Consider the following 13,601-nt stretch of genomic DNA (forward strand, 5'->3'; position numbering starts at 1 on the left):
CATGAACAAGAACTTCTACCGTATCATTTTCAATAAAGCCCGTGGCATGCTGATGGTCGTGGGCGAATTCGCTATTTCGGCACACGGCACTGCCTCTGCTTCTTCTGAACCCGGTCAGATACCGTGCCTGATAAGCAGACTCACTGCACTGCAATTTGCGCTGCTGGTTTCTTTAAGCTGCGTCAGCATGACCTCATTTGCCGCAGTTGTTGCGGACGCCCAAGCGCCGGGTAATCAACAGCCGACCATTATTAGCTCGGCCAACGGCACGCCGCAGGTCAATATTCAGACCCCGAGTAGCGGCGGCGTCTCGCGCAACGTCTATAGCCAGTTTGACGTCGATAACAAAGGCGTGGTGCTGAACAATTCCCACGTCAGTACGCAGACTCAGCTGGCCGGCATGGTTAACGGCAACGGCAACCTAGCCAGAGGCGAAGCGAAAGTTATCCTTAACGAAGTCAATGCGCGCAACGCCAGCCGGCTCAACGGCATGATTGAAGTAGCCGGACAAAAAGCCCAGGTGGTTATCGCCAATCCTTCCGGCATTACCTGTGACGGCTGTGGCTTTATCAACGCACACCGCGCCACGCTGACCACTGGCCAGGTGCAGATGAATAACGGCCTGATCGCCGGTTACGATGTGAATAACGGTGAGATTGTGATCCAGGGCGCGGGCATGGACAGCCGCCAGCAGAATAGCACCGATCTGATTGCCCGCGCGGTAAAGGTTAATGCCGCTATCCACGCAAAAGAATTGAACGTGACCGCTGGCCGTAACACTGTCGACGCCGCGCATCAGGAAGTCACCGCAAAATCAGCAGACGGCAGCGAGCCCCCGCAGTTCGCCGTGGATGTTGCTCAACTGGGCGGCATGTATGCCAACAAAATCCGCCTGCGCGGTACCGAAAACGGCGTGGGCGTGCACAATGCCGGAAGCATCGGCGCTTCCGCCGGTGAGGTGGTGGTCAACGCCGACGGCAGCATCAGCAACAGCGGCCGCATCACCGCGTCACAGAACCTGCTGCTGACTTCTCAACGTCTGGTAGAGAACAGCGGCAAGGTTTATGCCGCAGGCAACACGGCTATCACGGCCGGGGGCATGCTGAATAACAGCGGAATTATTGCCGCAGGCAATAACACCACGCTGAACGCCGCATCGGTTGCCAGCAGTTCCGCTGCGGCACTGGCGGCGGGAATGAACAGCGACGGCACTCTGGGGTCGGCCGGTAACCTGAACGTGACCAGCCAGGGCGAGCTGAAGGTCAACGGCCAGGCTCTGGCGGCCGGTCAGCTGACCGCGACGGGTACCGCGCTTGATTTCAGCGGCAGTCAGACCTTTGGTAATGACATCTCATTACGGGCCAGCGCAGGCAACATCAGCACGGCAAAAGCTACCGTGGCCGCCACGCATCAGCTTACTGCGTCAGCCCGTGATGCCATTAATAACGATAGCGGCAAAATTTCGGCTGATGCACTGAACCTTAGCGCCCGCTCGCTCTCCAGCCAGCAGGGACTGGTACAACAGCTCGGCACTGGCGACCTGCGGTTATCCTTTATCAACGGTCTGAATAACGCCGGTGGCACCCTTGCCAGCAAAGGCCTGAATCTGACGCTGAGCACCTCATCATTCAATAATCAACAGGGTTCGCTACTGCACACCGGCAGCGGTGACCTGTCGGTGGTGGTCAACGACCTGCTGGACAATCAGAAAGGCAGCATTACGGCTAACGGCAATATCCTGCTAACAGCAGAAGCCTTGAATAATCATCAGGGACAGCTGATTGCCGCGCAGAACGGCGATTTGCAGATTACTACCCGGGCTCAGCTTAACAACCTGCAGGGTGTGATGGCCGCAGCCGGGGATCTGTCGCTACAAAGCACTGGCCTGAATAACGCGGGTGGCATGCTGCAGTCCGGCACAAATATGACGCTGACATTATCGGGTGGCGATCTTTATAACCGTGATAGCGGCAGCAACGGCGGCATTCTCAGCGGTGGAACCCTGTCCGTTGAAGGTGGAAATATTGATAACACCGCCGGGTTTATTGCCGCAGGCGGTCATGCCTACCTGAGCGGGCTAAGTCTGACCAACCAACGGGGCACGCTTGCCAGCGACGCGAACCTCAGCCTGACCACTGGCGCAATGAATAACCAGTCCGGCCGCGTGCAGGCAGGCACCAGCCTGAACCTGAACACGCAGAACAATACGTTGACCAATACCGGCGGTGTGTTCAGCGCGGGCAAAACCCTGACGCTGTTGACGGGCGCACTGCTCAACTCGTCAGGGCAGTTAATCAGCGCAGGCGGGCTGCAGCTCAACACGCAGGGCCAGCAGCTGGATAATACCAGCGGCACCATTACGTCATCCGTTGATGCGCGGCTGAATACCGGTACGCTGTCGAACATCGGCGGTCAGATGCAGATAGTGGGTAACGCGCTGATTGACGCAGCCGGCGCCGGTCTGGACAACACCGCCGGACTGATACGCGGCGGCGCAAGGCTGGCGCTCACCACCACTTCGCTCAACAACCGTAATACTCAACGCGAAAACACCGGTATCGAAGGCCAGTCGGTCATTCTCACCAGCGCCGAACTCGATAACTCAGGCGGTGCAATTCGGGCAAACGACCTGCTCGATATCACCACCAGCAGCACGCTGAATAACAGCGGCGGCCTGATTTCTTCGGCTTCCCGGCTCAGTTTCAACGGCGGCGGCTCGCTGGCTCTTACCAACACCGCCGGCACGCTTATTGGCGGAAGTAACCTTAGCCTGACCGCATACTCATTAAGTGGCGATGGCCGGGTACTGTCTCAGAACGCCATGGATCTGGTCTTACAGCAGGCCTTTTTCAATCAGGGCCAGGTCATTGCTAACGGTGATATGAATGTCACCTTTAGCGGTGGCCTGGTGAATCAGTCGCTGATCAAAGCCGGTGGCGTGCTTAACCTGCATACCGCAGAGCTGGAAAACCAGCAGTCGGCGGAAATCAGCGCCGCAGAAAATCACCTGCTGATTTCCGGCAGCGTTACCAACCGTGGCCTGCTTGATGGCGGACTGACGCATGTCTCCTCCTCTGTCCTGACCAATACCGGCACCGGACGCATCTACGGCAACCATATTGCGCTACAGGCCGGGACGCTGAATAACCTGGCCGAAAATGGCGCCGCCGCAACCATTGCCGCTCGTGAGCGGCTGGATATCGGTGCTAACCAGATAAACAACTATGAACATGCGCTGATCTACAGCCAGGGCAATATCGCCGTCGGCGGCGTGCTGGACGACAGCTGGCAGGCCAGCGGCAAAAGTGCCGTGTTTAATAACCACAGCGCCACGCTGGAATCCGTCGGAGATATGACGCTGGATATCGGCGAAATTAACAATATCAACGACCATCTCGTCACCGAAGTGGTGATGGTTGAGCGGTCTTCTCATCACGAAGCGGTGCTGAGCGGCTCAACCATCCGTTTTGACTGGGACGATGTGGATACCAGTACCAAAAACAAATACAACGTTCACGCGGCCATCATGCCTGACGGCTCAAGCGGCCGGACCTTCTACGAATATCAGTACGAGCGCACCATCACCGAAACGCAGGTAAAAGAGAGCGATCCGGGCCAGATTATGGCCGGCGGCAATCTGACCATTAACAGTGACCGGGTCAATAACCACGACAGCCGCATCGTGGCTGGCGGCCTGCTCGGTGGCGCGATTAGCGAGCTGAACAATATCGCCACGATGGGCCAGCGCGTCATTACCGATATCGGCACGCAGGTCCGCTGGTATGCCAAAAAGTCCAGCAACGGCAGGGGCGGCACGAAAACGTCACAGGGTAAGGACTACAGCGGCTACAGCCCCGAGGACGTTATTCAGACCATCGACCTGCAGACCATGACGTGGCAGGGAAATACGGCCATCAGCGGCAGCGGAACAACCGTCGCCGGGCGTGATACCTCAGGCGCAGACACCACTATTATTCATGCCGGTGATATCACTGCGGATAGCGGACAGACACCGCTGACCCCACCTTCCGGGCACCTGGTGGAAATCGCTCAGCCAGACGGCGATGGCAACACCGCAATCAGGGCGATCGTCCCAAACACAACGCTGCCGGATAACAGCCTGTATCAGCTGCATCCCGGCAGCAACGTGCCGTTCCTGATCGAGACCGATCCCCGCTTTACCGATAAAAAGCAGTGGCTGGGCAGCGACTATATGCAGAACCGGCTCACGCAGGATCCGGACAACGTGCTGAAGCGTCTGGGAGACGGGTTTTACGAGCAGCAGCTTGTCCGCCAGCAGGTGGTGGCGCTGACCGGCAACCGCTACCTGAGCGGCTATAGCAGCGACGAGGCACAGTTCCGGGCGCTGATGGATACCGGTGTCGCCTTTGCCGAAAAGTACAGCCTGACCGTCGGCGTGGCGCTGACTGCGGCACAGATGGCGCAGTTGACCAGCGACATGGTATGGCTGGTGAAACAGACCGTCACGCTGTCCGACGGCACCACGCAGGAGGTACTGGTGCCGCAGCTGTATGCCCGCGTTAAACCAGGCGATCTGGACGGCAGCGGCGCGCTGCTGGCGGGTAACAATATCTCGCTGAACGTCAGCAACGATCTGACCAACAGCGGACATATTAAAGGCCGCGACGTCACGCGGCTGACGGCAGATAATCTGAACAACAGCGGCTTTATCGGCGGCGACCGCGTTGACCTGCGAGCCCGCACCGATATCAATAATACGGGCGGAACGCTGCTGGGCAGCAGCAGCCTGACGGCAATAGCGGGCCGCGATATCAACAGCATCAGCACGCTGGGCGGTCGCCCGGACAATATCACCTTTGATCGTCCGGCGGGCATCTACGTGCAGAACGACAGCGGCACGCTGGTATTGCAGGCGATGAACAACGTTAACCTCACCGCGACACAAATCAGCAACGGCGGCGCAGGCAGCCAGACGCAGATTGTTGCCGGAAACGACCTGAACCTGGGCACCCTCACCCTCACCGGCAGCGAGAGCGCCAGCTGGGGCAAAGGCAACGACCGCACGCTGACGCAGAGCACGGATATCGGCAGTCAGATTATCGGTAACGGCGACGTGCTGCTGTCGGCGGGCCACGACCTGAATGCCACAGCGGCCACGGTCAGTGCCGGTAACGCGCTGCGCGTGGCGGCGGGCAATGACATCAGCCTCACCAGCGGTAACGCCTCTTATCACCTTATCGAGAACAGCCACCAGACCAGCGGCGGCATGCTGTCGAAAAAATCGGTTACCACGCATGATGAGGTGCAAAGCCGGAGCGCGGTAAGCAGCAGCTTTGATGGCGAGACGGTCAGGATGCAGGCGGGACATGACCTGAGCATCTCAGGAAGTAACGTGGCAGGTACGCACGATGTAGCCCTGGCGGCAGGCAACAATCTGACCCTCACCACGACGGAGGAAACGCGCCGGGAAAACCATCTGCGCAAGGAGACAAAAAGCGGCCTTTCCGGCACGGGCGGCATTGGCGTCACGGTCGGCAGCAGCTCGCTGAAAACCACCGACGATGCGGTAACCCACGGTAATCTCGGCAGCATGGTCGGCAGCTCACAGGGCAGCGTGACGCTGAGCGCGGGCAATAACCTGCTGGTTCAGGGTTCGGACGTGCTGGCAGGAAAAGACCTTCGCCTGAGCGGGAAGGAAGTGAATATTCTGGCAGCGGAAAACCAGTCTTCACAGACTCATACCACCGAGCAGAAAACCTCCGGCCTGACGCTGGCGTTGTCGGGGGCCGCAGGCTCCGCGCTGAACGCGGCGGTCACCACGGCGAAACAGGCCAGCGAAGAAAGCGACGGCCGCCTGGCGGCGTTGCAGGGCATGAAGGCAGCGCTTTCGGGCGTCAGCGCCACCCAGGCGCTCAGGCTGGACGAAGCGAAAGGTAACGACCCGTCGAACAACAACACCGTCGGCGTCAGCCTCTCTTACGGCAGCCAGAGCTCGAAATCGGAAAGCGTGCTGGCACAGACTACCCAACGAGGCAGCAGCCTGACGGCGGCCGGCAATCTCAGCATTACCGCAACCGGCAGCGGCGTAAAAGGCGAAAGCGGCGATATCACCGTGGCGGGCAGTCAGCTTCAGGCGGGCCAAGACCTGCTGCTGTCGGCCAGCCGCGACGTCAATTTGTTTTCAGCCGAAGAAACCAGCAGCACGCGCAGCAATAACAGCAGTAAAGGCGGCAGCCTGGGCGTCGGCATCACGGCGGGCAGCGGCGGCACGGGCCTTAACGTCTCGGCCAGCGTTAACAAAGGCAAAGGCCATGAAAATGCGGACGTCGTCAGCCACGTGGAAACGCAGCTGAACGCAGGCAACCAGGTAACGATAGCCAGCGGCCGCGACACCACGCTTGCCGGCGCGCAGGTCAGTGGCGAAACGGTGAAGGTCGACGCGGGCCGCAACCTGACCATCGCCAGCGAGCAGGACAGCGAAACGTTTGACGCGAAGCAGCAGAATGCCGGTGCCGGTGCCGGTTATACCTTCGGTGCAGGCACGGTAACGGCCAGCGTAAACGCCTCACGCGATAAAATGAACAGCGACTGGCAGTCGGTGACGGAGCAGTCGGGTATTTTCGCCGGCAGCGGCGGCTTTGATATCACCGTGGGCAAGCGCACGCAACTGCACGGCGCGGTTATCGGCTCGACGGCAGAAGCGGACAAGAACAAACTGGACACCGGCACGCTGGGCTTCAGCGACATTCACAACCACGCGGAATACGAGGTTGAACACGTCAGCGCGGGTATCAGCACGGGCGGCAGCATCGGCAGCCAGTTCGCCGGGAATATGGCAAATGGCCTGCTGGCGGGCCTGAACGGTTCGGACAGCGCGGACAGCACGACAAAAGCAGCCGTGTCGGAAGGCACGATTGTAATCCGCGACGGGGAAAAGCAGCAGCAGGATGTTGCAGACTTAAGTCGGGATGTGGAAAATGCAAATCCGGGGCTTGCACAAATCTTCGACAAGGAGAAAGAGCAGAACCGGCTGAAGGCGGCGCAGCTTATTGGGGAGATTGGCAGTCAGGTCAGTGATATCGCCAGAACGCAGGGGCAAATAATTGCGACGAAGGCCGCAAATGAGAAGATGACGGATGTGTCGCGGGAGCAAATGAAAGCGGCAGAGTCTGACTGGCGCAAGACGAATCCGGGCAAAGAGCCGACGGCAGACGACATCAGCAACCAGGCGTACCAGAACTTCTATAACCAGGCGTTTAATGAAAGCGGGTTCGGTACGGGAGGTAAGATGCAGATGGCAATCCAGGCGGCGACGGCGGCGGTGCAGGGTCTGACGGGAGGAGACCTGGCGAAGGCTGCTGCGGGCGGCTCTGCACCGTATATCGCGAACATCATTGGGAGCAGCGGGCTGGATGACTCAGGTAAGGTGCTAGCCCACGCCGCGGTGAATGCGGCACTGGCGGCGGCGCAGGGCAACAGTGCGCTGGTTGGTGCGGCAGGCGCGGCGACGGCAGAGATAGCCGGAATGATAGCCACAGATGTCTACGGCAAACCGGTCAGCGAACTGTCAGAGACAGAGAAACAGACGGTGAGCGCACTGGCGATACTGGCAGCAGGTCTGGCAGGCGGGTTAACCGGTGACAGCACGGCGGATACGGTGGCTGCGGCTCAGGCCGGGAAAACGACGGTTGAGTCTAACTGGCTGAGTTCAAAAGAAGCCCGTCAACTGGACAAGGAAATGAAGGACTGCAAAGCCTCCGGCGGTGACTGCGGGAAAGTGGCTGAGAAGTATATCGAAATCAGCAACCAGAATAGTAAAGAGCTTCAGGAAGCCTGTACTGACGGCGGTGTTACCTGTGTATCCTGGCAGGAGTTGATACAGGGTGCCACAAATGTGGCGAATGACGCTAACCCGTCACAAATTCGACTCGATGAAAAACTGAAAGATCCGACTGCGGCAGCACTGGTTAATTATCTTAATGGAAGCGATCTTAAATTCCTGGAAGAAAATATAACGACAGGTGATCGTATCTTATCAGTAATAAGTGATCCAACCTCTTGGCCAGTGGCCATAATGGGCGGCAAGGCTATTATTACCAACGCAGTAAATAATACCAAAGAGCAGCTTATTGCGGTGGGTGTGGGTGTAGCCGCAGGGGCAGGTATCCAGTACGGAACAACAGGTGAAGTAAAATTATCAGACGTGATCGGTTCCGGAGTGATCGGGGCCATTACGGCAGGTAAAGGTTATAACCCCACAATGGCCTGGAATGCTGCGGGCGGCTATTACCAGGCTGAAATCAGCGGGGACGATCCCTTTATGGCGGCTCTGTTGAGTAAGGCGGGTGCAACAGCCGGATATGCGACTGGCAATGTTATCAAAGTACCAATGGATAAAATACTTAACCCCGTATCGAAACAGTATGAATGGGTGCCGACAGGTGTCTGGACAATCACAAAACCAGCATCCCAGCATCCTTTACCATCTGTTGTTGGAAATATGGGTGACTCTGTTGCATCCGGGCTGGCGCCAGGATATTTGGAAAAAAAACCGGAGACTAAGAAATGATAAAAAGTCTCATAGTGCTAGCCAAGGTTTTTTTACTAATTGAATTAGCATTGAGTTTCATTGTTGTAGCGTTTTTCATCTTTTTTGAGGGGCTGAATTATTTAACTGAAGGCATCTTTTATTTTGATAACTTATGGCGTGGCTTAAAAGGTGCTACCATTGGTGCTATTTCTGCAAGCCTGATTTTTTGGTTTGCTTGTCACCTTTTACCTTTATTTAAAAGGTGATCTCTATTCATTAATAAGTGACAAATCCCAGCCCTTCCCGGCTGGGATCTTCACTTTATAACCAGCCACTTAAGCCGGGATGTGGAAAATGCGAATCCGGGCCTTGTGCAAATCTTCGACAAGGAGAAAGAGCAGAACCAGCTGAAGGCGGCGCAGCTTATTGGGGAGAGTGGCTCGCAGGTTGCGGATATCGTGCGGACTGAGGGTCAGATAGTGGGCGAGAAAGCGAAGTGCGCCCCGATGGCGCTTCAGGCCGCGAAGGAAACGCTGGTCGAAAAGGCAATCTGAACCAGACAGAGAAACAGATAGCCGACCAGGCTTACAGTACGGCGATGGCCCCGTTCGGCACGGGCAGCAGCCTGCAACAGGGTATCCAGGCGGCCACGGCAGCCACCAGGGCCTGGCGGGCGGAAATATCGGTCAGGCCATCAGCGGTGCAGCCTCACCCTACCTTGCTGAGCAAATTCACAAGCTGACGGAAGGCAATCCGGAAGCACAGGCGATGGCCCATGCGGTTGTCGGGGCGGTAGCGTCCTATGCATCCGGCAACAGCGCCCTTGCGGGAGCCGCCGGAGCAGTCAGCGGCGAACTGATGGCGCAGCTGGTGATGAAGCAGCTGTATCCGGATAAAACGGACGTAAGCCAGCTGACCGAGACGGAGAAACAAACCATCAGCGCGCTGGGTACGCTGGCGGCAGGACTCGCAGGTGGTGTGGTCAGTGACAGCATGGCGGATGCTGTGGCCGGGGCGCAGGCCGGGAAGAACGCGGTTGAGAATAATACGCTGGGAAGTGTGCTGGCGGCAGCAAATAAACAGAAACCAGGAATTGTGGCTAATTATGAATCGGGAACCCAGGCCGCTATCAAAGAAGCCTGTAGCGGCGGAACGCCGGTATCCTGTGAAACGGCGATGGCAGCAGTGGGCAGCGCAATAGCCTGGCCGCTGCTGCCGGGTGCAGCAGCAACAACCAGCCTGATCGGCGCGGGCGCTAATGCTGGGGTGGGCTTGCTGATTAATGGTGAAGTGAATCCAAATGATGTGATTCTGGGGTACTGGACAGGCGCATTTACAGCCGGAACGAGGCTGTGGGGTACGATGGCCGTGAATGCTGGCAGTGGTGCCACATCAAGTTACCTTAAAGGTGACAATCCGCTGAAAGGTGGATTGATCAGCGGGGCTGCATCTGGCCTAGGTTATGGTGCAGGTAAATTGGTTGAATTGCCATTTGATAAAGTCCTTAATCCAATGAAGCCATGGAAAGACTGGATCTGGACGGATGTCGGGATGGGAATATCCAAACCGTTGCCGATTAATCCAGTGCCAGGTATGGCTGGTAATGCCTCGGGTAGTACGGCGACAGAAATCTTCAATGATCAAGCAGGTAAAGCAGATGCGAAATTCCAAAAAAGGAACCAAAAATGAATACAAAATCTTGGTTCTTCATTTTTTTCTATCTGTTTTTTGCTTGCAATGTAGCAATGATCGTATTGTTTTTATTTTTATACGTTCTCATTAGAGGTTATCTCTTATTGGTTTACCACATCCCATTTGAGCTGACCTGGAGTGATTCATGGAAGTATACCAAAGCTGCCTGTTTCACAGGGTCGTTGATAGCTACTGGTTGTTGGTGGATTTATTACCAGCATTCAAAAAAAAAGTAGATACAAGTGACCTGACAGATACTCTTTAGCAATCAGCTGCAATAATGTTGTTGAGAATAACCGGCTGGGTGCGGCAGCAGGCTCGGACCTGGGGTTCTGGTTCGGGAAAACACCGGACTGTGATACCGCATGTAAAGCCGAACTTGCCGGAGATGTGGCAAAAGGGAATGCTGTTGTCTCTGCTCACCTGGCAGGAACAGCAGGATTAGGAGTTTTACCGGGTGGTGTACAAATATATCGGTCAGGCCATCAGCGGTGCAGCCTCACCCTACCTTGCTGAGCAAATTCACAAGCTGACGGAAGGCAATCCGGAAGCACAGGCGATGGCCCACGCGGTTGTCGGGGCGGTAGCGTCTTATGCCTCGGGCAACAGCGCCCTGGCGGGAGCCGCCGGAGCAGTCAGTGGCGAGCTCATGGCGCAGCTGGTGATGAAGCAGCTGTATCCGGATAAAACGGACGTAAGCCAGCTGACCGAGACGGAGAAACAAACCATCAGCGCGCTGGGCACGCTGGCGGCAGGACTGGCAGGTGGTGTGGTCGGTGACGGCATGGCGGATGCTGTGGCCGGGGCGCAGGCAGGACAGAACTCGGTTAACAACAACCTGTTTGGTGGTAACGAAGAGACACAGGCAGAAAAAGCCAGGCAGCACGGCGCGGACATACTGTCCTGTGCCGATAATCCTTCCGGTGAAGCCTGTCAGCACGGCCTGGCGGAAAATAAAACCTATGCAGCCGCACTGGCAACGGGTGGTGTGGCCTCCCTACCGGGAAGCGCTCAGGCCATGTGGGCGCTGGGTGCCGGGGCTAATGCAGGCATGCAATATGCCAGTAGTGGCGAAGTTAATCCGGTGAACTCTGTTGTGGCTGGCTGGACAAATGTTATCACTATGGGAAGTGGGCTGACCGGAACAGTGATCTGGAACGCTGGCAGTGGTGCATTAGTTAATCAGATTAATGGTTATGATCCGCTGACTGGTGCCATTACAAATGGTTTTGGTGCAAGCTTAGGTTATGGCGTTGGCAATTATATTGTGAAACCGATTACCAACACGGCGGGTAAATTGATAACCGGAGGATGGGATCCCAAGTTCGATCCTAATCTGTTGAAATATACCGAAGTGAAAGGTCAGCTTGGGATCTCTAAGGAAATGTTGCCGAGTAATATCCCAAGTGCTGCTGGTAACGTTACTGGTTCATTTAGCTCAGAATATGGAAGTGTAGAAGCACAAAAAATCATTGATAAGGTGACAAAATGAGCTATCAACCCAGCGCCTTAAGAAAAGAGTTAATCATCAGCTTGTGCATATTTACTGCCTGTTTTCTCTCAGTTGTTATTGCTGGAATCTTGGTGAAACTGTTTTTTTCTACAATATTATGGCTTCTGAATGGCGAGTTTGAGCTAACTTGGCATGAGGTTTTTCGTGGAATAAAAATAGCTGGAGTTGGCGGCCTTATATTAGGTGGGGGAATGGTCTTATTCCGCCTTTTAAAAGTAAAAGGCTTTTAAGGCCCTCTGAAAAAATCCCGGCCAGCGAGCCGGGATCTTTACCTTATAACAAATTTTCGGCAAGGAGAAAGAGCAGAACCGGCTGAAGGCGGCGCAGCTTATAGCGGAGATAGGAGCGGAGGTCGGGGATATCGCACGGACGGAAGGTCAGATAGCGGGCGAAAAAGCGAAGCGCGACCCGGCAAAACTGGCCGAAGCGAAAGCGCAGCTGGAAAGCAAAGGTAAAGCATTCACGGATGAAGACGTTGCGAAGCAGGCTTACAGCAACGCAATGGCATCCTGGGGAACCGGCAGCGCCATCCAGCAGGGGATCAGCGCGGCCACGGCGGCGATACAGGGCCTGGCGGGCGGTAGCGTGGCGCAGGCGGTCAGCGGCGCGGCGGCACCGTATCTGGCGGAAGTGATCCACGACATGACCACCACGAAAGGCCCGGACGGCAAAGATGTGGTGAACGTCGAAGCGAACCTGATGGCGCACGCGGTGGTCGGTGCGGTCACGGCGTACGCAGCAGGCAACAGCGCGCTGGCAGGCGCATCCGGTGCAGCAATGGGCGAGTGTTTATCGCACAGCAGCTTTATCCGGACGTTGATCGCAAAAATCTGACCGAGGATCAGAAGCAGACGATCAGCGCACTGGGCACGCTGGCGGCAGGTCTTGCGGGTGGCGTTGCCGGTGACAGCACAGCCGATGCTGTGGCCGGAGCTCAGGCGGGTAAGAATTCGTCCGAGAACAATAACCTTGGCGGGCTTGGCAGTTACGGCCAGGCAGCGGCTTCGCTGGGAACTTCTATGCTCCAGACCGGAGCGACAACGGAAGAAATCAACGCCGCGCTGAGTAAGAATGCGAAAGGTGATTTACCCGAAGGCGCAAATATATCCAAAGCCATTGTTGAAGGTTATAAAGATGGCGTACTGATTGCCGTAGCAGCTTATTTAGGCCCGGCGGCAACGGCAGGTAAAGTAATAGCGGGTTCTACAATTGGTGCTATCGCAAATGGTACTTATCAGTGGTTCGATATCAACAGCGAACAAAATAAGAGCCTGCCGGAAAATCAGCAAAAAACCTGGGATTACTGGAGCAGCGCATCAGCAACAATCACCGGTGGTCTGGCTCCGGGACGCGAACTCTGGCAAAACGTAGGAATAGCGGCAGGTAGTGCGGTATTTACTGACGGGACGAATGTAGGGGCTGTTAGTGGTGCAGCAATAGGCGCTGGAGTTGGGGGAGCATTTGGGAAATATATACCTGTTGAGGTTGATAAAATTATGGGGAGTAATAAATTACCAGGTTTTATATTTGATATTACTGGCTCCCTGGGGGGTGAAGTTTTAGGCGGATATATCAAAGATGGAATGAATGGTGAACAACATACTTCCGAAATAAAAAAGGAAGATAAAAAATGAAAGCTTATTTTAAATTGCTAATTTATTCATGCTTTTTTTGCGTCCTACTAGGCTTTTTTCTTATTGGCGCTGGCGCGTTATTTATTTATTTTACGAAAGGATATTTGTTTTTTCCTGCCTATCATGTGAAAAGAGTGGTTGTGTTTGGTTGTATTGCCGGAACGTCTATCACTCTGTATGTGTTGATCGTTAATTTAATGAATAAATTTAAAGCCCGTAAAAATCCCCCGTCAGATCCTGAATAACGTCC

At 55.7% G+C, this 13,601-nt stretch carries 8 protein-coding genes and 1 pseudogene; all 9 read left to right on the forward strand.

Annotated elements, in window-relative coordinates:
• Position 1: 1 nt before the first annotated feature.
• The 9 genes and pseudogenes from ACMGGR_RS16950 (at position 2) to ACMGGR_RS16990 (ending at position 13,596) form a co-directional block, all read left to right on the forward strand.
• Complete coding sequence (locus tag ACMGGR_RS16950; RefSeq protein WP_414147395.1) at positions 2 to 8,551, forward strand: hemagglutinin repeat-containing protein; 8,550 nt, start codon at positions 2 to 4, stop codon at positions 8,549 to 8,551.
• Complete coding sequence (locus ACMGGR_RS16955) at positions 8,548 to 8,778, forward strand: hypothetical protein (RefSeq protein WP_414147396.1); 231 nt, start codon at positions 8,548 to 8,550, stop codon at positions 8,776 to 8,778. Before ACMGGR_RS16950 ends, ACMGGR_RS16955 begins: the two co-directional genes overlap by 4 nt.
• Before the next feature lie 81 nt (positions 8,779 to 8,859).
• Complete coding sequence (locus tag ACMGGR_RS16960) at positions 8,860 to 9,066, forward strand: hypothetical protein (RefSeq protein ID WP_414147397.1); 207 nt, start codon at positions 8,860 to 8,862, stop codon at positions 9,064 to 9,066.
• A gap of 214 nt (positions 9,067 to 9,280) precedes the next feature.
• Entirely contained in the window at positions 9,281 to 10,201 is a 921-nt protein-coding gene (locus ACMGGR_RS16965) for a VENN motif pre-toxin domain-containing protein (protein WP_414147398.1), read from the forward strand.
• A gap of 475 nt (positions 10,202 to 10,676) precedes the next feature.
• Positions 10,677 to 11,696 (forward strand): annotated as a pseudogene (locus ACMGGR_RS16970) (VENN motif pre-toxin domain-containing protein); the annotation flags it as partial.
• Positions 11,693 to 11,947: a hypothetical protein gene (locus ACMGGR_RS16975; RefSeq protein WP_414147399.1), complete on the forward strand. Its 255-nt coding sequence runs from the start codon at positions 11,693 to 11,695 to the stop codon at positions 11,945 to 11,947. The pseudogene ACMGGR_RS16970 and the gene ACMGGR_RS16975, both read left to right, overlap by 4 nt.
• A 271-nt stretch (positions 11,948 to 12,218) precedes the next feature.
• A complete protein-coding gene (locus ACMGGR_RS16980) occupies positions 12,219 to 12,551 on the forward strand; it encodes a hypothetical protein (protein ID WP_414147400.1) in 333 nt (110 codons plus the stop codon).
• Complete coding sequence (locus tag ACMGGR_RS16985) at positions 12,503 to 13,351, forward strand: VENN motif pre-toxin domain-containing protein (RefSeq protein WP_414147401.1); 849 nt, start codon at positions 12,503 to 12,505, stop codon at positions 13,349 to 13,351. The genes ACMGGR_RS16980 and ACMGGR_RS16985 overlap by 49 nt, the downstream gene beginning before the upstream one ends.
• Positions 13,348 to 13,596: a hypothetical protein gene (locus tag ACMGGR_RS16990; protein ID WP_414147402.1), complete on the forward strand. Its 249-nt coding sequence runs from the start codon at positions 13,348 to 13,350 to the stop codon at positions 13,594 to 13,596. Before ACMGGR_RS16985 ends, ACMGGR_RS16990 begins: the two co-directional genes overlap by 4 nt.
• Positions 13,597 to 13,601: the final 5 nt, after the last annotated feature.

This window comes from Erwinia sp. BNK-24-b, assembly GCF_047456155.1.
Classification (GTDB): Bacteria; Pseudomonadota; Gammaproteobacteria; order Enterobacterales; family Enterobacteriaceae; genus Erwinia; species Erwinia phyllosphaerae.